The organism is Limnohabitans sp. Rim28 (genome assembly GCF_000293865.2).
Classification (GTDB): domain Bacteria; phylum Pseudomonadota; class Gammaproteobacteria; order Burkholderiales; family Burkholderiaceae_C; genus Limnohabitans_A.
Genome location: NZ_ALKN02000003.1, coordinates 115,021 through 138,485, shown reverse-complemented (window position 1 = coordinate 138,485; position 23,465 = coordinate 115,021). Strand labels below are relative to the sequence as shown.

28 protein-coding genes and 2 tRNA genes are annotated in these 23,465 nt (G+C 54.3%); 12 read left to right on the top strand and 18 right to left on the bottom strand.

Features of this window, described 5'->3' with window-relative positions:
- Window positions 1-23: 23 nt before the first annotated feature.
- Window positions 24-989, bottom strand: coding sequence for a Gfo/Idh/MocA family protein (locus tag B472_RS05030; RefSeq protein WP_019425874.1), 966 nt, complete (start codon window positions 987-989; stop codon window positions 24-26).
- Between the two features lie 80 nt (window positions 990-1,069).
- Here B472_RS05030 and B472_RS05025 point away from each other — a divergent pair, with 80 nt between their 5' ends.
- Complete coding sequence (locus tag B472_RS05025; RefSeq protein ID WP_019425873.1) at window positions 1,070-1,447, top strand: hypothetical protein; 378 nt, start codon at window positions 1,070-1,072, stop codon at window positions 1,445-1,447.
- Window positions 1,444-2,007 (top strand): hypothetical protein, encoded by a 564-nt coding sequence (locus tag B472_RS05020; protein ID WP_040505795.1) that lies wholly within the window; start codon window positions 1,444-1,446, stop codon window positions 2,005-2,007. Before B472_RS05025 ends, B472_RS05020 begins: the two co-directional genes overlap by 4 nt.
- Window positions 2,008-2,026: 19 nt before the next feature.
- On the opposite strand, the gene hemW is transcribed toward B472_RS05020, so the two are convergent.
- The 3 genes from hemW to rph are packed head-to-tail and all read right to left on the bottom strand — an operon-like array spanning window position 2,027 to window position 4,624.
- The gene (hemW, locus tag B472_RS05015; protein ID WP_019425871.1) at window positions 2,027-3,238 is read right to left on the bottom strand and encodes a radical SAM family heme chaperone HemW; all 1,212 of its coding nucleotides are present in this window, start codon (window positions 3,236-3,238) and stop codon (window positions 2,027-2,029) included.
- Window positions 3,235-3,849 (bottom strand): RdgB/HAM1 family non-canonical purine NTP pyrophosphatase, encoded by a 615-nt coding sequence (rdgB, locus tag B472_RS05010; RefSeq protein ID WP_019425870.1) that lies wholly within the window; start codon window positions 3,847-3,849, stop codon window positions 3,235-3,237. Before rdgB ends, hemW begins: the two co-directional genes overlap by 4 nt.
- A gap of 19 nt (window positions 3,850-3,868) precedes the next feature.
- Window positions 3,869-4,624: a ribonuclease PH gene (gene rph / locus B472_RS05005; RefSeq protein ID WP_019425869.1), complete on the bottom strand. Its 756-nt coding sequence runs from the start codon at window positions 4,622-4,624 to the stop codon at window positions 3,869-3,871.
- 188 nt (window positions 4,625-4,812) lie between these two features.
- On the opposite strand from rph, the gene B472_RS05000 reads away from it, so the two are divergent.
- The 4 genes from B472_RS05000 to B472_RS04985 all read left to right on the top strand — a co-directional run bounded on the left by B472_RS05000 (window position 4,813) and on the right by B472_RS04985 (window position 8,968).
- Window positions 4,813-5,715, top strand: coding sequence for a YicC/YloC family endoribonuclease (locus tag B472_RS05000; protein WP_019425868.1), 903 nt, complete (start codon window positions 4,813-4,815; stop codon window positions 5,713-5,715).
- A gap of 11 nt (window positions 5,716-5,726) precedes the next feature.
- A complete protein-coding gene (gene gmk / locus B472_RS04995; RefSeq protein WP_019425867.1) occupies window positions 5,727-6,347 on the top strand; it encodes a guanylate kinase in 621 nt (206 codons plus the stop codon).
- Between the two features lie 31 nt (window positions 6,348-6,378).
- A complete protein-coding gene (gene rpoZ, locus B472_RS04990) occupies window positions 6,379-6,579 on the top strand; it encodes a DNA-directed RNA polymerase subunit omega (RefSeq protein ID WP_019425866.1) in 201 nt (66 codons plus the stop codon).
- Window positions 6,580-6,697: 118 nt separating this feature from the next.
- The gene (locus B472_RS04985; protein WP_040505805.1) at window positions 6,698-8,968 is read left to right on the top strand and encodes a bifunctional (p)ppGpp synthetase/guanosine-3',5'-bis(diphosphate) 3'-pyrophosphohydrolase; all 2,271 of its coding nucleotides are present in this window, start codon (window positions 6,698-6,700) and stop codon (window positions 8,966-8,968) included.
- Window positions 8,969-8,978: 10 nt separating this feature from the next.
- On the opposite strand, the gene greB is transcribed toward B472_RS04985, so the two are convergent.
- Both greB and B472_RS04975 read right to left on the bottom strand, forming a co-directional pair.
- Entirely contained in the window at window positions 8,979-9,524 is a 546-nt protein-coding gene (greB, locus tag B472_RS04980; protein WP_026039330.1) for a transcription elongation factor GreB, read from the bottom strand.
- A 54-nt stretch (window positions 9,525-9,578) separates the two neighbouring features.
- A tRNA-Arg gene (locus B472_RS04975) sits at window positions 9,579-9,655 on the bottom strand.
- A gap of 150 nt (window positions 9,656-9,805) precedes the next feature.
- Between B472_RS04975 and B472_RS04970 the strand changes: the two genes are divergently transcribed.
- A complete protein-coding gene (locus B472_RS04970; protein ID WP_026039329.1) occupies window positions 9,806-10,813 on the top strand; it encodes a P1 family peptidase in 1,008 nt (335 codons plus the stop codon).
- 353 nt (window positions 10,814-11,166) lie between these two features.
- On the opposite strand, the gene B472_RS04965 is transcribed toward B472_RS04970, so the two are convergent.
- Window positions 11,167-11,568 carry a hypothetical protein gene (locus B472_RS04965; protein ID WP_238147385.1) on the bottom strand — a complete coding sequence of 134 codons (402 nt, stop codon included), beginning with the start codon at window positions 11,566-11,568 and terminating at the stop codon, window positions 11,167-11,169.
- 73 nt (window positions 11,569-11,641) lie between these two features.
- Entirely contained in the window at window positions 11,642-12,082 is a 441-nt protein-coding gene (locus tag B472_RS04960) for a DUF6641 family protein (RefSeq protein ID WP_019425860.1), read from the bottom strand.
- A 143-nt stretch (window positions 12,083-12,225) separates the two neighbouring features.
- Here B472_RS04960 and B472_RS04955 point away from each other — a divergent pair, with 143 nt between their 5' ends.
- A complete protein-coding gene (locus B472_RS04955) occupies window positions 12,226-12,564 on the top strand; it encodes a hypothetical protein (RefSeq protein WP_019425859.1) in 339 nt (112 codons plus the stop codon).
- Between the two features lie 812 nt (window positions 12,565-13,376).
- Window positions 13,377-13,949 carry a site-specific integrase gene (locus B472_RS04950; RefSeq protein ID WP_081504921.1) on the top strand — a complete coding sequence of 191 codons (573 nt, stop codon included), beginning with the start codon at window positions 13,377-13,379 and terminating at the stop codon, window positions 13,947-13,949.
- On the opposite strand, the gene B472_RS17210 is transcribed toward B472_RS04950, so the two are convergent.
- The 10 genes from B472_RS17210 to hrcA form a co-directional block, all read right to left on the bottom strand.
- Window positions 13,941-14,273, bottom strand: a complete 333-nt coding sequence (locus B472_RS17210) for a hypothetical protein (protein WP_238147384.1) — start codon at window positions 14,271-14,273, stop codon at window positions 13,941-13,943. The two genes, B472_RS04950 and B472_RS17210, sit on opposite strands and share 9 nt — an antisense overlap.
- Before the next feature lie 19 nt (window positions 14,274-14,292).
- Window positions 14,293-14,961 (bottom strand): hypothetical protein, encoded by a 669-nt coding sequence (locus B472_RS04945; RefSeq protein WP_040505794.1) that lies wholly within the window; start codon window positions 14,959-14,961, stop codon window positions 14,293-14,295.
- A 154-nt stretch (window positions 14,962-15,115) separates the two neighbouring features.
- Window positions 15,116-15,733 (bottom strand): hypothetical protein, encoded by a 618-nt coding sequence (locus tag B472_RS04940; protein WP_133176067.1) that lies wholly within the window; start codon window positions 15,731-15,733, stop codon window positions 15,116-15,118.
- A complete protein-coding gene (locus tag B472_RS16920; RefSeq protein WP_133176066.1) occupies window positions 15,720-16,118 on the bottom strand; it encodes a hypothetical protein in 399 nt (132 codons plus the stop codon). Before B472_RS16920 ends, B472_RS04940 begins: the two co-directional genes overlap by 14 nt.
- A 58-nt stretch (window positions 16,119-16,176) precedes the next feature.
- On the bottom strand, window positions 16,177-16,551 hold the full coding sequence (locus B472_RS16915; RefSeq protein ID WP_238147383.1) for a hypothetical protein: 375 nt from the start codon (window positions 16,549-16,551) through the stop codon (window positions 16,177-16,179).
- 52 nt (window positions 16,552-16,603) lie between these two features.
- Entirely contained in the window at window positions 16,604-16,879 is a 276-nt protein-coding gene (locus tag B472_RS04935; protein WP_026039328.1) for a hypothetical protein, read from the bottom strand.
- Window positions 16,880-16,914: 35 nt separating this feature from the next.
- Window positions 16,915-17,418 (bottom strand): zinc ribbon domain-containing protein, encoded by a 504-nt coding sequence (locus B472_RS04930; protein ID WP_116798587.1) that lies wholly within the window; start codon window positions 17,416-17,418, stop codon window positions 16,915-16,917.
- Between the two features lie 66 nt (window positions 17,419-17,484).
- On the bottom strand, window positions 17,485-18,753 hold the full coding sequence (locus tag B472_RS04925; protein WP_019425852.1) for a tyrosine-type recombinase/integrase: 1,269 nt from the start codon (window positions 18,751-18,753) through the stop codon (window positions 17,485-17,487).
- A 113-nt stretch (window positions 18,754-18,866) separates the two neighbouring features.
- A tRNA-Ile gene (locus tag B472_RS04920) sits at window positions 18,867-18,943 on the bottom strand.
- A gap of 34 nt (window positions 18,944-18,977) precedes the next feature.
- Window positions 18,978-19,982 (bottom strand): heat-inducible transcriptional repressor HrcA, encoded by a 1,005-nt coding sequence (gene hrcA, locus B472_RS04915; RefSeq protein ID WP_019425851.1) that lies wholly within the window; start codon window positions 19,980-19,982, stop codon window positions 18,978-18,980.
- A gap of 28 nt (window positions 19,983-20,010) precedes the next feature.
- Between hrcA and B472_RS04910 the strand changes: the two genes are divergently transcribed.
- From B472_RS04910 to rapZ, 3 genes are read left to right on the top strand one after another with little or no spacing between them, the layout of a single operon-like run.
- Window positions 20,011-20,904: an NAD kinase gene (locus B472_RS04910; protein ID WP_019425850.1), complete on the top strand. Its 894-nt coding sequence runs from the start codon at window positions 20,011-20,013 to the stop codon at window positions 20,902-20,904.
- Between the two features lie 3 nt (window positions 20,905-20,907).
- Window positions 20,908-22,599 carry a DNA repair protein RecN gene (gene recN / locus B472_RS04905; protein WP_019425849.1) on the top strand — a complete coding sequence of 564 codons (1,692 nt, stop codon included), beginning with the start codon at window positions 20,908-20,910 and terminating at the stop codon, window positions 22,597-22,599.
- Window positions 22,596-23,459, top strand: a complete 864-nt coding sequence (rapZ, locus tag B472_RS04900) for an RNase adapter RapZ (RefSeq protein WP_026039327.1) — start codon at window positions 22,596-22,598, stop codon at window positions 23,457-23,459. The genes recN and rapZ overlap by 4 nt, the downstream gene beginning before the upstream one ends.
- Window positions 23,460-23,465 lie beyond the last annotated feature (6 nt).

The window sequence follows — 23,465 nt, the reverse complement described above, 5'->3', positions numbered from 1 at the left end:
GCGTTTTGCATGAAGCACGCCATTCAGCCTTTGCCCGCCAGCATCGCCTCCACCAGTTCCTGCACCGCCAACGCTTCTTCGGCCGTGGCCAATTTGTGCGGCTGACCGCGCAGCCACAGGTCCACTTCGCTCAGTTGACGCTGCAAGGCGCTTTTGCGCGGGTCTTCGGTGGACCAGTCCAATGCCTCGACCCAAGGGCCGCCATCGGAGCGCCAGAGTTGGAAAAATTCGCGGAACTGGTGGTTCATGCGGCTGCCGCGCACCGTGACTTCTTGCCGATCTGGCTGTTGGCCCCCCGTGGTCGCCATCACGGTCACCGGTTTGCCGTCCGCTGTGGTCAAACGGGCCAGCATATCGAGCTCGCACAAGGTGGGGTCTTGTGGGTAACGGGGGCTGGCCTGCTGCAAAGTCAAAGGGCCTAAAAAACGGCCAGCCAAGAACAGGAAGTGCGAAATGACCTCGCGGGTGTAGCCACCCTCTTCGCGCAGGCGCAGCCAATCGGCGTCTTTTTGCCAGGCGCGGGGCCACGCGGGGTAGTTCACCAGGATGTCGATGCCTAAAATTTCACCCGCTTCGCCCGCAGCCATGGCGCGGTGCAGCTCTTCAAATCCGCGCGAAGCGGCTTGGGTGAAATTGACCACGCCCGGCAAACGCCCCTTGGCCAGTTGGGCTACCAGATCACGGCTTTGCGCGTTGTCAGTGCCCAAAGGCTTTTCCATGAAAACACCTTGACCGGCAGCGGTGGCCTGCAAGGCATAAGCTTTTCGGGGTCCCGGCGGGCAGGCCAGGTAAACGGCATCGGCACCCGCCATGGCGGCTTCGGCGCTGGACTGGATGGCCACGCCCGGTAAAACTTGCCGCGTTTTGGCGACCGATTCGGCGGAAGGATCCCAAACCCCCGAAACCTCAAATGCAGGGTGTTGCAAGACGTTGTCCAGCATGCGTCGCCCCATGATGCCCAGCCCAATGATGGCCAATCGATGTGTCATCTTTTTTCCTTTTGTCGCCAGCTTAACAATTCACAGGCCCCTAATGTCGAAAAAATCCACAGATCCGATAAAATCACGGCATGGATAAAACCAACCCTCCAAACAGCCCTTTGGTCTCTGCTTACCTGCGGTTTCTTCAATTGGCCAAAGTCATCCAAGCCTTGCCCGATGGACAAGAAATGGATGCCAACGAAAAAGCATTGTTGCAGGCGGTGGTCTTGCGTTGGTACGAAGACCAGCCCATGACCGTTCGCGAGGCCATCGGCTTGGCAGATCTCGGCTCACCCGCTACGCTGCACAAACGCATCACACGCTTGCGCGAAAAGGACATGCTGAGCAACCTGAACCTGGAAGGCGACCGCCGAGCCAAGTTCTTGATTCCCACCCAACGCACACTGGATTACTTCCAAAACCTGGGGCAATCCATGCAGCAGGCCCATCAAAACTCGGTGGCATGACCCGGAGCTTTCGTTATTTGCTAGAGCAAACAGCGCTGGCCATGTCCAGCGCTGTTTTGTTTGTGCTGTTCTTTCAACTCAACGGCTGGGCCTTTGCGCATTTTGCTTACAACGATGGCATCAGCTGGGTCTTTTTGCCTGCGGGCTTTCGGGTCATTTTGGTGCTGGTTTTGGGTTTTCCCGGGGCTTTGGGTCTGGTGCTGGGCAGCTGGTTCATCGACAGCGCGCTTTTTTCGGCGGAAACTTGGTTGTTGCCATTTTTAAATGGCCTGGTGTCCGGCTTGACGCCCTGGCTGGTGATGAAGTACCTGCAGCACAAAGGGTGGTTGGCGCCTCACATCATGTCCATGAGTGCCCAACGTTTGTTGCACATGACCTTGATCTTTTCTGCGGCCAGCGCCATCAGCCACCAGCTGCTCTGGTGGCTGTTCGAAAGGCCAGATGCCAACATCCTGGTGGACGTTTGGCCCATGTTCATTGGCAACGCCTTAGGGGCTTTGCTGATGCTCTACGGCTTCAAATTTGCCTTAGACCGCATTCGGGCAAGAGGTCAAACCTGACCGACTGAGCATGGGATGCTCAAACGCTCTCTGACAAAAAGAGCGCTTGCAGATCGCTCAAAAAGTCAAATCCTCGGTCTGTTGGCCAAACCCGGTTCAAGTCTCGGCCAATCAAGCCCTTCTTTTCAGCATCCAGCAAACCCTTTTGGATGCTGGTCATGGCCAAGCCCGTGCGGTCCGCAAAGTCAGCCAAAGCGAAGCCATCACGCAAGCGCAAGGCGTTGAGCATGAATTCAAAAGGCAAGTCCTGGCGTGACACTTCGGTGCTTTGCGTGACGGGCTCGCCCTTCATGGCTTGCTGCATGTAAAGCGCAGGCTCGCGGTAGCGCACCTGGCGCAGCACCCGGTGCGCAAAACTGAGCTTGCTGTGCGCCCCGGCACCAATGCCGAGGTAATCGCCAAACTGCCAATAGTTCAGGTTGTGGGCGCAACGGTGTTCAGGCTTGGCATAGGCCGAGACTTCGTAGCGCGCCAATCCCGCCAAAGCCGTGAGCTCGGTGATGCGGTCCATCATCTCGTAGGCCAGGTCGTCTTCGGGCAAGGTGGGCGGAAACTTGGCGAACACCGTGTTGGGTTCGATCGTGAGGTGGTAGATCGAGATGTGCGGCGGGGCAAAGGCCAGCGCGGTCTGGATGTCTTGCGTAAGACCTTCGAGCGTCTGGCCCGGCAAGGCGTACATCAGGTCTAAATTGAAAGTGTCAAACACCTGCGCCGCTTCGGTCACAGCGGCCAAGGCCTGATCGCGGTCGTGCACACGGCCCAAGGCTTTGAGGTGCGCGTTGTCAAAACTTTGCACGCCAATCGACAAGCGGGTGATGCCTGCTTGCCTGAAGGCCTTGAAGCGGTCTTTCTCAAAAGTGCCGGGGTTGGCTTCCATGGTGATTTCGGCGTCTGGCGCCAAACGCACACGGGCACGGATGCCACCCACCAAACGGTCTATCGCTTCGGGCGAAAACAAGCTGGGTGTACCGCCGCCCAAAAAAACGGTCTGGATGCTGCGACCCCAAATCAACGGCAAGCTGGCTTCAAGGTCGGCAAACAGCGCGTTGATGTAGGCGTCTTGCGTGGACACCGGATCAGCGCCTTCGCGCAATTCGTGCGAGTTGAAGTCGCAATAAGGGCATTTCTTGATGCACCAAGGCAGGTGCACATACAGCGACAGCGGCGGCAAGTTGTTCAGGTGCAGCACGCCTGGGCGCATGGCGTGCACCGGGTCCATCGTGGGGTTCATGGTGCGGCGCTGTCCAGCCAACGCTCGCGCATCAGCACCAACATGGCTTGCGCAGAGCGGCCTCGGTGGCTGTTGGCGTTTTTGACTTCGGGTGGCAGCTCGGCAAAGGTCTTGCCGAATTCAGGCAAAAACATCACCGGATCAAAACCAAAACCGTTGGTGCCCCTGCGCTCGGGCGTGATCTGCACCACCACACGGCCCACGGCAATCAGCGGCTCCGGGTCGTCTGCGCTGCGCACCGCCACCAGGGTGCTGACCATGGCGGCGCGGCGGTTCGTGATGCCCTGCATTTGTTCCAGCAAAGCGGTGACGTTGGTGTCGTCCCCCTTGGGGTAGCCAAACAGGGTGGCGTAATAAGCCGTGTCCACGCCGGGCTGCCCCCCAAAGGCGTCCACGCACAAACCGGCATCGTCTGCCAAGGCGGGCAAGCCGCTGAGCTGGGCTGCGTGGCGCGCTTTGGCCAAGGCGTTTTCAACGAAGGTTTTAAACGGCTCTGCGGCCTCGGGAATGTTGAGTTCGGACTGGCGCACCAGCGTCATGCTCAAGGGCGCAAACAAGGTTTGCAACTCAGCGAGTTTGCCCGCGTTGTTAGAAGCCAGAACGATTTTCATGAACCGGATCGCCTGCGCTTCAAGCGCTGAAAGTCAAAGTTTGGGGCTGGTCGTGCGCTTGCTTTTGCAACTGCACCAACTGGGCAATGCCTTTTTCGGCCAGCGCCAGCATGCGGTCCATCTCGACGCGGGTGAAGGCCACGCCTTCGGCCGTGCCCTGCACTTCCACAAAGTTACCGGCGCCGGTCATGACCACGTTCATGTCGGTGTCACAGGCGGAATCTTCAGGGTAATCCAGGTCCATCAAAGCGGTGCCGTTTTTCAGGCCCACCGAGATGGCGGCCACGCGGTCGAGAATGGGGGATTCGGTCAGTTTGCCGGTCTTCATCAACCAATTCACGGCGTCTTGGGCCGCTACAAAAGCGCCCGTGATGCTGGCGGTGCGGGTGCCGCCGTCGGCTTGCAGCACGTCGCAATCGAGGTGAATGGTGCGCTCGCCCAGTTTTTTCAAGTCAAACACAGCCCGCAGCGAGCGGCCTATCAGTCGCTGGATTTCTTGGGTGCGGCCGCTTTGCTTGCCGCGTGCGGCTTCTCGGTCACCTCGGGTGTGGGTGGCGCGGGGCAGCATGCCGTATTCGGCCGTGACCCAGCCCTCACCGCTGCCTTTTTTGTGGCCCGGTACTTTTTCTTCGACCGAAGCGGTGCACAGCACGCGGGTTTGGCCAAACTCGATCAGCACCGAGCCTTCGGCGTGCACGGTGTAACCCCGGGTGATGCGAACTGCACGCAGGGCGTCGGCGGTGCGACCGGTTCGGACGTAGGAAGTGGTGTTCATGGTGGCTCTGAAATGGTGTTGGGTCTTGGGCCTGACAGTGCGCCCGGCTTTGAGCGGGCGGGTCGGACCCCAGAGTTTGAGATAATGCCTCGTTTCATGCTCAGTGCTTAGGCTGGGCATTTGCAGTGCACAAAGACCGGTTTGGTCAGGCACTGCCACAAGGAACTTGATCAATGCCAGTTTACAGTATGACCGGATACGCCAGCGTGCAGCACAGCCCGCTGGCCGCAGACGGAGAAACCCCTGCCAGCGCGGCCCCAACGGCCCGACTGGGGTTCGAAATCCGTTCGGTCAACAGCCGTTTTCTGGACCTGAGTTTTCGCCTGCCCGAGGAGTTGCGCCAGCTCGAGCCCAGCCTGCGCGAGCTGATCACACGCCAGATCAAACGCGGCAAAGTGGAAGTGCGTGCCAGCCAGGATGCGGGGGATGGCGCCACCTTGCAAGCCCCCAACCACCATGCCCTGCAAAAAATCGCAACGCTGCAAGAAAAAATTCAGGATTGGTTGCCCCAGGCCCGTGCCTTGAGCGTGGCCGACGTGCTGCGCATGACCGCAGGCAGCTCGGGCCCGGCTGCGGCCGATGAAGCCGCCTGGATGCAACTGGCCAGCCAAGCCGTGGATGCCCTGCGCGAAGCCCGCGCCCGTGAAGGCGCCCGCCTGACCGAGATGCTGCAAGGCCACATCGAGCAATTGCGGGGCTTGGCCGAGCAGGCTGTACCGCTGGTTCCGCAATTGGTCGAGCAACAGCGCCAACGCTTTTTGGAGCGATGGAAAGACGCTATGGCTTTGGCCGATGGCAGCCATCTGCCCGAAGCGGCGCAAGACCGGGCACTGACCGAAGCCACGGCGTTTGCCATCCGCATCGACGTGGCCGAAGAACTGACCCGCCTGCGCTCGCATCTGGATGAACTCAGCCGCCTGCTGATCAAAGGCGGCGACATTGGCAAACGTCTTGACTTCCTGATTCAAGAACTGCACCGCGAAGCCAACACCTTGGGCTCCAAATCGGCCGCGCTGGAGATGACGCGCATCTCGGTGGACATGAAAGTGCTGATCGAACAAATGCGTGAACAAGTCCAGAACATCGAATAAAGAGCCTGCACATGGATTACCCCGGAAACCTGTTTGTCGTGGCCGCCCCCAGCGGGGCGGGCAAATCCAGCTTGGTCAAGGCCTTGATGGAACTGGACTCGCGCGTTCAACCCACCGTGTCACACACCACCCGCGCGCCTCGTGGTCAAGAAAAACATGGCCGCGAATACTTTTTTGCCTCAGGGCAAGAATTTGATGCCATGGTGCTGGGCGATGCCTTTGTCGAGTGGGCCCATGTCCACGGCCAGCGCTATGGCACCTCCAAAAAGATGATCGAAGACCGCATGGCCCAAGGCGCGGACGTGATTCTGGAAATCGACTACCAAGGCGCCTTGCAGATCAAGAAGATGTACGCCAATGCGGTGCTCATTTTCATATTGCCCCCCAGTTGGGAAGAGCTGCGCTCGCGCCTGGAGCGTCGGGGGGAAGACACCGCCGACATCATTGAGTTGCGCTTACAAAACGCCGCTGTCGAAATGGCCCAAGCCTCAGAATTTGACTTCGTTATAATCAACGAAGTATTTGACCGTGCCTTGTTTGACCTGAAAGCGGTTGTTCACGCCCAGCGTCTCAAGTACCACGTTCAGCGCCGAGCACGGCCTGAAACCTTTCAAGCTCTCAAAATGGCTTGAACCCAGCACAGAAATTTTCAAGGAAAACATCATGGCCCGCATCACCGTTGAAGACTGCCTGGAACAAATCCCGAACCGCTTTCAGTTGGTTTTGGCCGCCACTTACCGCGCACGCATGCTGAGCCAAGGCCACACTGCCCGCATTGAGAGCAAAAACAAACCCGGCGTGACTGCACTGCGCGAAATCGCAGCGGGCAAAGTCGGTATCGAGATGCTCAAGCGCGTGTCCTGAAATAAGCCCCAAGGCCAAGACCGGTTGAAACCGGTTTTGCCCCCCAAAAAATAGCCCCATGTTGGGGCTTTTTTTTGGCTTTTTTCAAGTCTCCTATGGCTTACGTTACATTGATGCCATGAGTGCCGTGATGCCCAAACCCCCCAAAGCCAGTCTCAGCCGCGTCAAGCTGTTGGACCCGGCCGCTGCCAATGCCGCAGCCGCCAGCTTTGCTGTGCTCGAAGCACAACTGGGCTACCTGAACGAAACCGACACCGACATGGTGCGGCGCGCCTATAAGTTTGCCGATGAAGCCCACTTGGGCCAGATGCGCAAGAGCGGCGAACCCTACATCACCCACCCCATCGCGGTCGCCGGTTTGTGCACCGAATGGAAGCTGGACGCGCAAGCGCTGGCTGCCGCTTTGCTGCACGATGCCATGGAAGATTGCGGCATCACCAAAATTGAATTGATCGAGCGTTTTGGATCGCCCGTGGCCGAATTGGTGGACGGCCTGACCAAACTGGAGAAGCTGGAGTTCAACACCCGAGAAGAGAACCAAGCCGAGTCGTTCCGCAAAATGCTGCTGGCCATGGCCCGCGACGTGCGCGTGATCCTGATCAAGCTGGCCGACCGCACGCACAACATGCGCACCATGTCCGACATGCCCCGCAGCAAGTGGGCCCGGATCGCCTCTGAGACGCTTGAAATCTATGCGCCGATTGCCCACCGCTTGGGCTTGAATCAGATTTACCGCGAACTGCAAGACTTGTCGTTCAAGCACCTGCTGCCATGGCGCTACGCTGTGCTGTCCAAAGCGGTATCGCGTGCACGCAACCGCCGCCGCGACCTGATCCAAAAAGTGCAGGCCGATGTGGAGGCGGTGTTTGCCCAATCCAAGATGGAAGTGCGCATCAGTGGCCGCGAGAAAACGCTTTACTCCATCTATAAAAAGATGGATGAAAAGCACCTGAGTTTTGCCCAAGTCACCGACATCTATGGCTTTCGGGTCATCGTTCCTTCGGTCACCGACTGCTACACCGCACTGGGCTGCCTGCACCAGATCTACAAGCCGGTACCCGGCAAGTTCAAGGACCACATCGCGATTGCCAAAGTCAACGGCTACCAGTCGCTGCACACCACCTTAGTGGGGCCTTCCGGTGTGAACGTCGAATTTCAAATGCGCACCGAAGCCATGCACTTGGTGGCCGAATCGGGTGTGGCCGCACACTGGCTCTACAAAGAGCACGAGTCGGCCAGCGCTCAATCGGAGCGATTGGGCACGCAGTGGCTGCAATCGCTGCTCGACATTCAAAAAGAAACCCGCGATGCCGCCGAGTTTTGGGACCATGTCAAGGTCGACCTGTTCCCCGATGCGGTGTATGTCTTCACCCCCAAAAGCCAGATCATGGCCTTGCCTCGCGGGGCCACGGTGGTCGATTTTGCGTACGCCATCCACAGCCGCGTGGGTGACCACGCCATGGCCGCCCGCATCAATGGCGACCAAGTGCCCCTGCGCACTGAACTCAAAAACGGCGATGTGGTGGAGGTGATCACCGCCCCGGTGTCCGCCCCCAATCCCGCTTGGCTGGGTTTTGTGCGCACGGGACGCGCGCGCTCCAAAATTCGCCATCACCTCAAGACCATGGCCCAAACCGAGTCGGTGGGCTTGGGCGAAAAACTCTTGTCACAAGCCCTGCGCGCAGAAGGCATTCACCAGTTGCCCGCACCCGACGATGCGCACCACGCGCTTTGGGAAAAACTGCTGCGCTTCACGGGTAACCGCAATCGCCAAGACCTGTTGATGGACATTGGCTTGGGCAAACGCATCGCCACCATCGTGGCCAAGCGTTTGACCGCCTTGTTGTCTGAAATAGGCCAAAAACCCGATCCTCTCTTGATGACGCGAGAGCGCTTCACGGCGCACGAGTCCATTTCTCAGGGTGCCATCATTTTGGACGGCAGCGAGAACGCCTCTGTGGTGTTTTCTCGTTGCTGTCGCCCTTTGCCGGGCGACGACATCGTGGGCTATTTGGGGCGTGGCGAAGGCTTGGCCGTGCACACACGCGATTGCGCCACGGCCCGCAAACTTGAGCACAAAGACAGCGAACGCTTCATTGGTGTGGAATGGTCAGATGAACTGAGCCGCAGCTTTGAAACCGCACTCACGGTCACCGTCGTCAACGGCCAAGGGGTTCTGGCGCGGGTGGCTGGCGCCATGGCCAGCGCCGAGACGGACATCGTCCATGTGGACATGGGGCAAGAGTCACCACAAGACACGGCCGAACTGAAGTTTGTGATCACTGTGCGCGACACCAGCCACCTCGAACAGGTATTGCGTCACCTCAAACGTACCCCCTCGGTCATCAAGGCCGAACGGCTCACCCACAAAGGCACCTCAAGCCATTGACCGCCGAGCTTCAAGTGGGACTGGGGTAAGAGACTTTCAGAACCTCGATCAGGAGCACGCCCGACGGGGTAAGCAGTTTGAGCTCGTCGCCCTCGCGTGATTTGAGCAAGGTGCGGGCAATCGGTGACACCCAACTGACCTCACCGTTGAGACTGTCTGCTTCATCGATGCCCAAGATGGTGACTTGGCGCTCCAAGCCCGACGCTTCGACATAGGTGACTGTGGCGCCGAAGAAAACTTGATCGCTGCCATGGTGCACCGCTGGATTGACCACTTCGGCCAGTTCCAAACGTCGGGTCAAAAACCGGATGCGGCGATCGATTTCGCGCAGTCTTTTTTTGCCGTACAGGTAGTCGCCGTTTTCGGACCGGTCGCCATTGCTGGCGGCCCAATGCACCACCTCCACCACCTTGGGACGCTCGTCGTCGATCAAGGCAAATAACTCGGCTCTCATGGCCGCATAGCCTTGGGGCGTCATGTAATTGCGCGTACCCGCGGGCAAGGCGGGCAAACCCAATTCTTCGTCGTCTGCTTCAGGGGTGTTGGCTTGGCTCATGGTCATTGACCCAAAGAAAAAGCCCACAACTTTCGTTGTGGGCTTTCTTGTTTTTGGTGCGGCTGGCAGGAATCGAACCCACGACCCCTTGGTTCGTAGCCAAGTACTCTATCCAGCTGAGCTACAGCCGCATCATGCCTCGAATTATAACAAGCTTTTGAGGCGCTCTGGATGGCGCCGCAATTAAATGGCCCCGCGACATACCCCTTGGAGGATACGTGCCTCAAACGCTATCCTCACACCACATGACACATGCTATCCATGACGGAGACACCTTGAACATGCCGAACACCAACATCCATGGATCCATCGTCGACGTGCCAGGCCTGCTGGTCGGTCACTTCACCTTGCGCGAAAGGCTCACGGGCTGCTCGGTGGTGCTGGCCCCCCATGGTGCCGTTGGCGCAGTGGATGTGCGCGGGGCTGCTCCGGGCACCCGAGAGACCGATTTATTGGACCCGGCCAACCTGGTCGACAAAGTGCACGCCGTGGTCTTGAGTGGCGGCAGCGCTTTTGGCCTGGACGCGGCCACAGGCGTGGTGCGCTGGCTGGAAGAGCGTCACATCGGCTTTGAAACCGGCTACGGCCACGTGCCCATCGTGCCCGCCGCCGTGCTGTTCGACTTGCCCGTTGTGCGAGAGGGCGACAAACCGACAGCCCGCCCGACCGCGGAGTCCGGTTACGCCGCCTGCGAAGCGGCCTCGACCGCACCGCCCGCAGCAGGCAACGTGGGCGCAGGTGCAGGCGCCTGTGTGGGCAAATTGTTTGGCTTGGACCGTTGCATGAAAGGCGGCATCGGCAACGCCAGTGTTCGCATAGGCCCCTGGGTGGTGGGCGCCTTGGTGGCCTGCAACGCCGTGGGCGATGTGATCGATCCGGCCACGGGCCAGGTACTGGCTGGTGCACGCACGGCCGATGGGCACAAGTTGCTGGACACCCAACGCGCTTTGTTGGCGGGCGAGCGCGGCAAGCGCCCCCTGGCAGGCACCAACACCACGATTGGCGTGGTCGCCACCAACGCCACCCTCACCAAGGCCCAAGCCAAGCGCCTGGCGATGAGTGCCCACGACGGCTTGGCACGCAGCATCCGCCCCGCGCACACCACGCTGGACGGCGACACCTTGTTTGCCTTGGCAACCGGCACCGAAACGGGCACGCCCGACCTGATGCTGCTGACGGTGATGGCGGCCGAAGCCACAGCACTGGCCACAGTGGATGCGATTCGGCAAGCGCTGGGCATCACCACACCATCGGGATTGATCCCTTCAGCCAACGGCAGAGCGGCTTAAGTCAAAAAACAAAAAAGCCCACCGGTTTTGCCAGTGGGCCCGTCCAATGATTGAAATGGTAGGGCGTGACAGACTTGAACTGTCGACCAAAGGATTATGAGCAATGCTGCCGAAACTAATTTGCTACTTAGAACAACATTTTTTAGCGTGACACGAAACTGGTGTAAGCGTTCTTGCCTTGCACAACACCCTGCAAAAGTTCGCAGCGTGTCAAAAAGTATTTTTGCTATGCCTGTCATTGATGTCACCATCATTTTTAATCATTGCCTTTGCCATCACAAAACCAGCGATTTCACGCCGTTTTGCAACATTTCAGCGTTGCACTACGCTGTCAAGCACAGCACCACGCAGCGTTAAAAGCGTTGCTGTTGTTGCTTGCGTTTGCGTTCTGTTTCACGCTGCTGTCGTTGTCGCTCGCGTTCTGCGTGTAGTTGTTCTCTACTACGCTCCACGCCTTGCTTGAGCGAGTTGATGCGGGCTTGTGCTGGTGTTGCTGGAGGCTTGGGCTTGATGGTGCTGTCAAGCAATGTGCTGTCATCTTCTGCTTCTGCTTCATCTACACGCACAGGACTTACAGCAATGCTGTTCATCCCATACTTGTATTGACACAGCAGTTTTGCGTGAATGGTGCTGTCAGCAAATACTGCTGTTTTCACCAACTGCCCACCTACACGCACGGTCACCAAATATTTGTTCATCAAGTATTTAGTGCCCACATATTGCTGCATCAACAGCCCCTGTTTATCGATAAGCACGGTTTTTCACCCTACCCAAGCAGCGTGGCAAAAACCGTGCTTTTCAATAAACCATACCCTCTACCCCCAATCCTTACCCCCCAAAGCCCTCACGCAGCTTGTTCGCCGCATTCTCAATCGCCGTGTCCAACTCGCCTGCCAACACAGCAGCCTTAATCACTGTCAACACGCCTACCAAATCTTTTTCAGCACCAACCTCTACAGCGTGTTTGCCCTTTGCCAGTTCCAGCACCTTCGTCCCATAACGCACGGACAACGACAGCTTGCCGTTGTCCGCAACAAACCACCAAGCCTTTACTCGCTTGTTGGTTTCCACTTGCTTGCGTAATCCTGTTTCGCTGTCAGTAATCGAGCGGAACTTGGTTGGTGTGTACTGCGTCCCTGCTTGCTGCGCCTTCGCAAGTTCCATCTGTTCCCACAAGCGTTTAGCCAACTTGTTGCGCCGCTGCTGCACTGGCAGCATTTGAGTGGGCTTCTGTGCAGCTGTCAGCTTTAAAGTGCTCATCGTTGTCATTGCATTTCCCTTTCGTTAGTAGCAATGAACAAACTTTAGTTTCGGTCTTCTGGTTTGGACAACCTCTTTTTACAAATCACTTTGGCAACCAAATAAAAAGCCAGTTTTTGTAGCCAGTTGTTTAGTCGATGCTAAATAAATGTATGAACGCATACAAGAACTACAAAGACGATGCACTGACAGCTGATTGGCTGCGTGACATTGGTTTTAACGACAAAACTTTCAACACCGCCAAACTCAACGTGGTTAGGGCACAAACGATGGCACACACATTGCTCACGCAACATCGTGCTCTGTTGTCCAATAGCCAACTGCACTCGCTCACAGCGTTTGAACAGGCTTGCAGCAACAAACGAGAAAGCCAACGCATTACGGATGCTTTCTGTCATTGCGTGATGAACATCAACACACGCATCAATCGCAAACTCTTTAAACAACACCGAAAACTAAACAAAACAATCATTACGGCAACCAACATCTAATCAACTTAGGCAACCACAGCAGATAAACAACTGCTTCACCAAAGTGTAAAAACCCAGTTTGTAATATGACGGCTAATGAGACTGGACTTGTCGCACTGCACTATGGAGCTGTGAGACGTAAAAGTGAATGCCGCAAAGTTTCACACCAAGCAAGTCAATGCTGAAATGTGTTGAGAGTTTTACTACGATCGTCTCTCATAAAACTTATCCATAGTCGTGTGCGATGGGCAATCCTTCAATCACTATGCGACGGTTTAATGTGACTTTTCCAAGTCGCATAGCCGTCGCATGCTCCAAGCAATCATCGAACTTCAATCATCAACTTACTTAAATATGTGCTGAACAAAACGCAGAGCGAGAGCGAAGATGTTTTGTGACAGCACAAGCGTACGCAGTACGCTCTTAAACGTTTATTACTGGTTCTACAAAATCACCAGCTGAGATATTTTCTGCATCACGCAAAAACTGCAGCGTAAAAATCTGTACGTACAAATGCCATTTCATGAATCAATGCACAGCAACGCACAAAAACGCCGTTTTAAGCTGTCGATTAGCTCGCATTGATCGTAGCGGTAGCGGTCGAGAAGATCGCAGCTTATAGGGCATTTTGTGCGTTCACGACATTTCGTTGCTCATTTGCCACGCATGAGTTAAATACAAGAGACCAAACAGAATACACAAACAGTGTTGAAGGCAACGCAACCTGTTGTTTTTAAACAGATCACTATTAACCCGCCAACGTATCGGGTCTCACTTGCTCATTCACTAGCAAAGAAAACATACTTACAACACAACATTATTTGGAGCACTACATGGCAGCAGCAAAATCACTCACACCAGCAGAACTGCAAACAGTTCTCACTTACACAGCAACGCAACCCTACGCACAACGCAACAGGGCAATGCTGATGATGACAGTTGCTGCAGGCTTGCGTGTATCTGAAGTGGCTGGACTGACACTGGGTGATGTTTTGGACAGCAAGGGTGCTGTGCGCAGTGAGGTTTTTCTTGCTGCTCATCGTGTAAAGCATCAACACGCTCGCACCATCTTCATCAACAGCCGCTTGCAGCAAGAATTGTCAGACTACATTGGCACACGCACTAACAAAGATCCAGCGTTGCCTTTGTTCCCAACACATCGTGGTCCACGCCGCTCGTTTTCACCCAACACACTTGCACAACACTTTTACTGGTTGTATCGCAAGGCTGGCGTTAGCAATGCCAGTAGCCACTCAGGTCGAAAGACATTTCTCACTTCGCTCGCCAGTCAAGGCGTATCAGTTTTCGTTCTTGCAAGTTTGGCGGGACACAAATCAATTTCTACTACACAACGGTATGTGACAGTAAACGACGATGTAAAGCGCCGTGCTGTTGAGTTAGTTTAATAAATTATTTTTTACACATCTATCGTCATAACGCAAAATTGGAAATTCAACACTACATACATTTGCTTGCTTCTTAAAATATCGGTAAGCAACCTTACAGGTACCATTAGTATCATAATCAATACTCACACATATTCCACTCATGATCGTACCTTTTTCGGTTTTATCATAACGACATGTAAATCTTTTAAACATCATGTCTGGATCACTTTCTTTTACCTCAACTACCTCACGACAGTCCGAGTATTTAACTGTACCCTCTCTTTCTGTGCAACCAACTAGGACGATAGAAAGCAAAAAAACAATTATATTTTTCGAAAACATTAGCAATCCTTATTTAAAATTAAATTTTCAATAGTTGATCAAGTAACACAAAGTTGCTTTTCATGCTGGCATTTACAGCAAGTTTTTTCTTTTCTAATTCCGCTCGAATAGTACTGACACCATTTCCCAATAGCATCAATTCTTTTATTAGTTTTTTGGTATCATTTTTAGCAGTTCGACACTCTTTAAAAATAGTCACTGTCGGACTTTCTCTGTGCCGTGTGTAAATCTTTTTTCCGTACGTGTCTACCAACCTAACCTTGATATCCTTCTCGCTTGCTTGTGCCCACAAGTAAAAAGAAGATGACACCAGGTTGTACAGCTCATCTGCAACCTGTGTTTCGCTCATCGTTGTTGGTGCAATCATCCGCAACTGATCTACAGCATCATCAACTTCTTCACCGTTCACGATCTGCCTTGCTTTTATCTTGTCCAACTCAAAAGCAATAGTGTCATTTTCGCTCGACCAGTCGCGAACACCAGCAAAGACTTCCTTGAACCTGATCACGTTATTTTTAGCAATATCTGCTATAGAAAAATATAGATGACTGGAGTCATGCTCGAACAGCTTGTACAACGCATTGGTCTCAAGCAATGCATCCAATTTCTGCTTGGTTGCGATGTCTGCATTGAGCAATGATTTATAGGTTGTGATAAGTTGCTTTGTCATACGCGAAGTTTTCGCCATCGTTTTTCCTATCTGAAAAGCAATACTGGTTTAGCAAAAAGCATGGTTTTTCACACAACCAAACTGTTTTGGCAAAAATCGTGCTTTTTAATAAACCATATCCTAAATGAGCTTAAGACCAATAAGACCAAGTCGACCAAACCACGCCAAGTCCCTATTTATAAGCCTTTCCAGTCTTTGCCCTTGTCTTAACCTTGCTACTGGCTAATGCTCTTTCGTGCTCTTCGGCCAACTCAAGTTGCTCAAGTTCATCAGGTGTCATGTTTTTGCGTATCTCTGCACGTATTGCATCCTCCATTGCCCACACCTCTTTATCGCGAGCATTCATCCGTGCCGCATCAACCTTTTCAAGATGCGCTCTTTTCAGTTCATTCTTTGCAGCCAAGTCAGCCTGATATGCTTCCTTGCCTTCATCCTTTTCTGAAAAGTACGCATCAAGATAAATCTTAGCGGCACGTAATTCAGCTTTATCTAGTCTCTCTTGATATGCTTCCAGTAGCAAGTCGTTGGCTTCATTCAGTGCACGCTCGTATGCCTCTATGTAAATTTCTCGCTTGGTCTTCCAGCCAAACGCTTGCTCTTCTTCTTTCGTTCGTGCTCGCTTGTTTTTTCGCAGTGCTTGCTGTTCTGCCCACGCCGCATCCATTGCTGCAATCTGCTCGTCACTCAACAATGCCTTGACATCTCGTATCGCAACTTCTTTTCCTGCCTTCAAGTCAGCAAGTCGTTGTCCAAGTCTTTCAGGCAAATGCGTTCCGTCAAGTTTTGGCATTTTTCTTCCTTCGAAAGCCAGCAACTGCCCATTTCACTAACCAATACATAGTAATCAAAAATACAAGAAAATAGAATGGTGCATTTATCATCGCCATCGTGAACATCCACACTACAACATTCACACTATCCTCTGATACAGTGTCCGCCGAATCAAGCCATTCAGGTAAACACTCATCAGGTTTTAAACTACATAGTATTTTATTTCTTTCATTAGCCCTCTCTACCGTCCAATAGTCGTATCCGATGTAAGTTGCGAGTTCTTTATAGTTATCTGCTACACCGTAGGAAAACCACAACAACCACAAAGCAAGATACAACCTAAATAATCCTCTACCCATCTTCTTCTCCATAAAAAAAGCGTGAGTTGTTAGCTCACGCTTCAAGTTGCTAAATCCGTTTTGTTAAGCTCTCAGCAATGTGCGTTGCGTAAAATTCCTGCATCTATTTCTTTCTTCGAAAACCAGCAATCACCCACTTTACCAACCAATAAAAAATTACCAAAAGAAGCAAGAAAAAAAACGGTGCTACAAACATAACCGTCCCGAAACCATTTATAGCGTTCTTTACTTGATCTTCACTAACAACATCTTTTAATGGAACCCAATCTTCTGGCGGGCAATTGGCACTCAATGGCTTTCCCTTACATTCCTTATTCCATCTTACCGTTTCTTTTTCTGCTGCTTTTTCAAACGTCCATTCATCAGACCCAAGATATGTTGCAAGTTCTCGATAATTAGCTAAAACACCATAACAAACCCATATTGCCCATAACGCTACATACAACCTTATCAACCCTCGTCCCATCTTCTTCTCCATAAAAAAAGCGTGAGTTGTTAGCCCACACTTTTTGTTCTACATCTAGTTAGAATTACTTGGCTTTGGTTGTTTTCTTTGCAGCTGTCTTCTTAGCAGCTGGCTTCTTAGCAGCTGGCTTCTTTTCAATAGCCGCTGCTGCTGGCTTTCGCTTGCCCTTTGTTGCCAAGCATCCACGTAGTTGTGTTGCTGTAAATCCATGCTGCTTGCACAACTTCTTCACAGTTTCCAAGTCAGCATCTTTGCTGGCTTCAAGCAACTTGGCTTTTTCAGCAGCAAGTGCTTGTTCTTGTTTTGCAATTTCTTCAAGTCGTTGTTGCGGTGTACTCATTTCAGTTGCTCCTTTTAATAAATGCGTTGTTCAAATCATATTTTTTTCAAAAACTTTTTCAAATGAGTGACATCATCACCAAATTTTTCATTGCAATTCTTTGCGTAATCAACTATTTTTCCGTCTTTAGTTATTGCTTTGCTTTCTGTCACGATGGCTCCAAACGCATTTGTCGCCCTGTAAGTTGTACAAAGAATTCCGTTTTTTAGATTTATAGCCTCAACCAAATCAAAACTTTGTGGATTCTTCATATCTTCTCTTAACGCTGATATACGCAAAACTATTAGTACATTTTTTGCATATTCTTCTTCTCGTTTTTTCTTTTCTTCTTGTGTTTCAACTGAAGATGATGAATCCACTGGTTTTGTTGATGGAGAATTAAATCCATCCATCACAGAACCTATTACAAAAAGAACGAATAATCCAATAAATAACTTTCTAAAAAATCCCATCTTTTCTGGCTTTGCTCCACACGAAGGGCAACTTTCTGCTTCATCGCTAATTTGCTTTCCGCACTCCTCACACTTCACTAATGCCATTTAGGATTCCTATATTTCATTTTGTTCGCAATCATACATATCTCAATTCAATAAACAAGCCCCTCTTCAAGCAAGCCTATCCGCCGCCATCGTTGCTGTGAGTTTGCTGTAGTGCCGCTCAATCATTGCCGCTGAGTTGCCCATCTGCTTGCTGAGCGTGTGTATGTCCGTGCCCCCACGCAACAATTCAAAGGTGGCATAGGTGTGCCGCAGGCTATACAGCGTTCTGTTCTGCCCATCCTCGTTCTTCAGCAAGCCCGTGTCACGCATAAGCCGCCTGAATGTGCCGTTGAGGCTTGGCGGTTGGTAGCCGTCGCTGAACCTGAACAACTTTTGGGGCACACGCTCTGCGAATGTCGTTTCAAACGACAAGTCACAGATGTCTCGTTGCCGTGCGTGTAAGCGTTTCAACACTTCAACTGCCCTGTGCTTGGCAATGAGCCACCTGCCGCCAGTCTTGCCATCAACCCAAATACGCAGGTAGCGAACGCCTTTGTCCGTGTGCCATTCCAAGTGTCGCCAGCAAATGCCCATTGCTTCTGTGCCGTGCCGCATACCTGTGAGCAGCAACATTTCCACATAGTCACGTAGCAGGGGACGCATTTCACGTTCAACTGACTTAACGCCCTCGTGCTGCCAAGTCTCCATAAATGCCATCAGGTGCTTGATTTCGTCTTCACTGAAGCCAGGTCGTGCCTTGCCCTTCACGCCCTTTGCTGTGAGTTTGGGCACGGGCACACGCTCGCTGATAAAGCCTCGCTCCACAGCAGTGGCAATCACACGGTTCCAAGCCGTTGTGAAATTGTTCAGTGTTGATGTTTTGGGTTTGCGAGTCATCTGCCTGTCCCGCCACAGTTCAAACTCACGCACATCTGTGTGCGAGATTTCCTCCAGCACCTTCTCACCAAAGTAGGGCAAGAAGTATTTTTCAATACAGGTGGCGTAGGAATGAACCGCAGTTTTGCCAGTGCTCAAGTCAATTTGCTGACGCATTTCTGCCAGCGTGATGGCGGCTATCTGTGCAAAAGTGTGTGTTCTGTGTGCTAAGCCCAGCCGCTGACGGTATCTGGCTTCGTCATACATATCGCAGGCAGCGGCAATGGCGTTTTCTAAACTGGCTCGGCGTGTTGAGAATCTGTGCCACTTACCATCTGCCAACTTGAAGCGGCACTGGTAAAGCAGACTGCGTGTGCGGCGATACAAGACCAATTCACCGTCTCGCAATAACAAGACGCTGGGCGACGCTGCTATCAGTGCGTCAATGGTGCGTTGCTTGCTGGTTTTGACGGTGGCTGCTACTGCCGCCAGCGGTGTGTCAGCGTGGCGTAGAGTCATAGCGCACAGCCCCCCAGCGTGGAACTACTGGGCTGGCAGCGTGTGCCAACTTGAAACAGCCCAACAAAAAAGTCACTTTGCAGCGCCGTACAAAGTGACTTGAAGGATTGAAATGGTAGGGCGTGACAGACTTGAACTGTCGACCAAAGGATTATGAGTCCTCTGCTCTAACCAACTGAGCTAACGCCCCAACCGAAGCGTTGATTGTAGTGGGCCTCAACCGCTTATTTCGACTGGCTGAGCGCGTTGCTTACCAGGCGCGAGGTGATGTTGACGATCTGGATCATGCGGTCATAGGGCATGCGAGTAGGCCCGATCACGCCCAAGGTGCCGACAATCTGGCCGTCCACCTCATAAGGCGAGCTGACCACAGACAACTCTTGCATGGGCACAATCTGGCTTTCTCCGCCAATGTAGATGCGCACGCCTTCGGCCTGGCTGGACACGTCCAGCAAGCGCATGAGCTGGGTTTTCTGCTCAAACAGGTCAAACGCCCGGCGCAAATGGCCCATGTCACTGGAAAAGTCACTCACCGACAAAAGGTTGCGCTCGCCGGCAATGACCACTTCATTTTGGTCTTCAGCCAAGGCTTCTGTGCTGACCTGAACGGCCGCTTGCATGAGGGTGGCGATTTCGCTTTGCAGGCTGACCAACTCTTGCTGCACCCGGCTGCGTACCTGCTCGATGGCCATCCCCGCGTAATGGCTGTTCAAAAAGTTGGAGGTTTCGATCAGCTGGCTTTGCGAGTAATCGGTCTCGGTGAACAAGATGCGGTTTTGCACATCGCCTTCGGGCGAGACGATGATGACCAGCAAGCGCCGCTCAGACAAGCGCAAGAATTCGATGTGGCGAAATACCGAGGGCCGGCGTGGGGTCATGACCACGCCCACAAAATGCGACAGGCTGGACAGCAGGTTGGCCGCGCTGGCGATCACTTTTTGCGGCTGATCGGGAATCAGGGCCGGGGTTTCGAGGCCATCCCGCTGCACGGTCAACATGGTGTCCACAAACAAACGGTAGCCCCGGCTGGTGGGAATGCGGCCCGCTGAGGTGTGGGGGCTGGCGATCAGGCCCAGCTCTTCCAGGTCAGACATGACATTGCGGATGGTCGCGGGGGACAAGTCAAGGCCCGAGGCCTTAGAGAGCGTGCGAGAGCCCACAGGCTGGCCATCCGCGATATAGCGTTCTACCAGGGCTTTGAGCAATAACTTGGCACGATCATCTAGCATGCGGTCATTTTAATGATGTAATTTGCGAATGAGATCTAAGTTCCGTCACGTTGCACTTTTTGGCAAATACCACACCACGGCCCACGGTGGGGCGCTGGAGAGTTCGCGCCGCGCCTTAGACGACGTGGCCCAGTTTTTGACGCGACAAGGCTGCGAGGTGGTGCTGGACAAGGAAACGGCATCGCACACGGGCCTGAACCAATACCCGGTTCTGGAGATGCCCGAGATTGGCAAGCAGTGCGATCTGGGTTTGGTCATTGGGGGCGATGGCACCATGCTGGGGATTGGCCGCCAGATGGCGCGATTCAATTTGCCCCTGATGGGCATCAACCAAGGACGACTGGGTTTCATCACCGACATTCCCCTTCAGAGTTACCAAGATGTGTTGCTGCCCATGCTGCAGGGCCATTACCAGACCGAAGACCGCAGCCTGCTCCAAGCCCATGTCATGCGCGATCAGCGCAGCGTTTTCAATGCTTTGGCCATGAACGACGTGGTGGTCAACCGGGGCGGTACTTCAGGGATGGTGGAGCTTCGGGTAGAGGTCGATGGCCGTTTTGTGTCCAACCAACGCGCCGATGGTCTGATCATCGCCACCCCCACAGGCTCCACCGCGTATTCGTTGTCAGTGGGTGGCCCTTTGATGCACCCCGCGATTGGTGGCTGGGTCATGGCCCCGATTGCGCCGCACACGCTGTCTAACCGGCCCATTGTGTTGCCCGAGTCGTCTGAGATCAGCATCGAAATCGTGGCGGGGCGCTATGTCAGCGCCAACTTCGACATGCAATCTCTGGCTGACTTGATTTTGGGGGATCGGATTGTGGTCAAACGGTCCGAACACACGGTGCGTTTTTTGCACCCAGCGGGTTGGAACTACTTTGACACCCTGCGCAAAAAAATGCACTGGAATGAGGGCGCTTAAGCCGTGGCACTGACGCACATCACCTTGCGCGACTTTGTGATCGTGCAAACTTTAGAGCTTGACTTGGCGCAAGGATTCAGCGTCTTGACGGGTGAAACGGGCGCCGGAAAATCCATCTTGATTGATGCGCTGCAACTGGCTTTGGGCGCCCGAGCCGAGTCGAGTGTGGTGCGAGAAGGCGCCAGCCGCTGTGAAGTTTGTGCCGAGTTTGACGCAACCCCCGCCATTCAAACTTGGCTTGAAGAGGCAGGCTTTGAGGTCAACGCATCTTTGCTGCTGCGCCGTACCGTGGACATGGCTGGTAAAAGCCGCGCTTGGATCAACGGCAGCCCGGCCACTGCCACGCAACTGCGTGAGCTGGGCGAGCAGCTTTTGGACATCCACGGCCAACACGCCTGGCAAAGCCTGACACGGCCCGAAGCTGTGCGCGGCCTGTTGGACGCCTACGCCAGCATCGACACCCGCCCCCTCAAAGCATCTTGGCAAACCTGGCGACAAGCGCAGCAAGCCTTGGCTGACGCAGCGCAAGCGCAAAGCACACTGGCTAACGAACGCGAACGGCTGGCGTGGCAAATCAGCGAGCTGGACAAGCTCAACCCTCAAATGGACGAATGGCAAGAGCTGAGCACCCAGCACAGCCGCCTGGCCAATGCACAAGCCCTGATTGACGGAGCCACCCAAAGCACGCTGCTGCTCGAAGGCGGCGACAACGACAGCGAAACCGGCGCTTCGCGCCAGCTGTCCCGCACCATCCAGACCCTGCAGTCACTTGCTCAATTTGAACCAGAATTCAATGCACTGGCCGAAGTTTTGGTTTCTGCACAAGCCCAAGCCGAAGACGTGGCCCACAGCCTGCACGCGTATTTACGCAAAACCGACTTGGATCCGGCCCAATTGACGCAACTGGACGAGCGCATGGGCCTGTGGTTGTCACTGGCCCGCCGCTACAAAAAGAGCCCTGACGAATTACCGCAAGCCTTGCAGGCCTGGCGCAAAGACCTGGTCCAGCTTGACGCTGCAGCGGATTTGGCCGCTTTGCAAAAAGCCGCAGAAGCTGCGCAAACGGCTTGCACACAAGCCGCCAAAGCGGTTTCACGCCAACGCCAAAAGGCTGCCAAGCCCTTGGCCCAAGCCGTCAGCAGCGCCATGCAGCAACTGGGCATGCAAGGCGGCCGCTTTGAAGTGCAGCTTCAAACCTTGGATACGCCCGCGCAACACGGCCTGGAAGAAGTGAGCTTTCTGGTCGCGGGACACGAAGGCAGCACGCCCCGGCCCGTGGGCAAAGTGGCCTCGGGTGGCGAACTCTCGCGCATCGCACTGGCCATCGCGGTGACCACCAGCGAGCTGGGCGAAGCCGGCACCTTGATTTTTGACGAGGTGGACTCGGGCGTTGGCGGCGCCGTGGCCGAGACCGTGGGCCGCCTCATGAAACAACTGGGCCAACACCGCCAAGTGTTGGCGGTCACCCACCTGCCCCAAGTGGCGGCCTGCGCTGATCACCACTTGCTGGTGAGCAAAGCAGCGGACAAGGGCCAAGTCAGCAGCCAAGTGCGCGGCGTCAACGGCGAAGAGCGTGTGAGCGAGATCGCGCGCATGCTGGGCGGCGAAAAGTTGTCTGCCACCACCTTGGCCCACGCCCGCGAAATGCTGGGCGCCCCGACACACGTTTCTGGCCGCAAAGCCGCACAAAGCTGAGCATGGACATCATCCTCATCACTGGCATGTCAGGCTCTGGTAAATCGGTGGCACTGCACGCCCTTGAAGACGCGGGCTATTACTGCGTCGACAACCTTCCCCCCGAGTTGCTGATCCCCTTCGTCAAACTCGAAGAACAGCAAAAAGAAAAACGCTTGGCGATTGCGATCGATGTGCGCAGCGCCAACTCGCTGCACTTGATGCCCGAGCAAATGGCCTTGCTGCGCGACATGGGCATGACGGTGAAATCGGTTTTTCTGGATGCCAACTCGGACACACTGCAGCGCCGCTATTCAGAATCAAGGCGCAAACACCCTTTGTCAGGGGGTGACAAGCCGCAAAGCGATAAAGCGCTTGTTGAGACCATTCAATTCGAGCGCGCCTTGCTCGCCGATCTGAGAGACCGCGCCCACGTCATCGACACCAGTTTGCTGCGCTCGGCCCAACTGCAAACCTACATCAAGACCTTGGTCAGCGCGCCCCAGGCTCAACTGACCTTGGTGTTCGAGTCTTTTGGTTTCAAGCGCGGCATCCCCACCGATGCCGACTATGTGTTTGACGTGCGCATGCTGCCCAACCCGCACTACGAAAGCGCTTTGAAACCCCTGACTGGGCGTGACGAACCGGTGCAAGCCTACCTGCGCCAGTCCGAAGAATTCGTGCAGATGCAGCAGCAGATCGAAGGGTTTTTGAAGCAGTGGATTCCCGCCATCGAGCGCGACCACCGCAGCTACGTCACAGTGGCCATTGGCTGCACAGGTGGCCAACACCGCTCGGTGTTCATGGTGGAACAACTGGCACAAAGCTTTGGCGCACGCTGGCTCACACTCAAGCGACACCGGGAACTGGACGCGCTCTGACGCAAC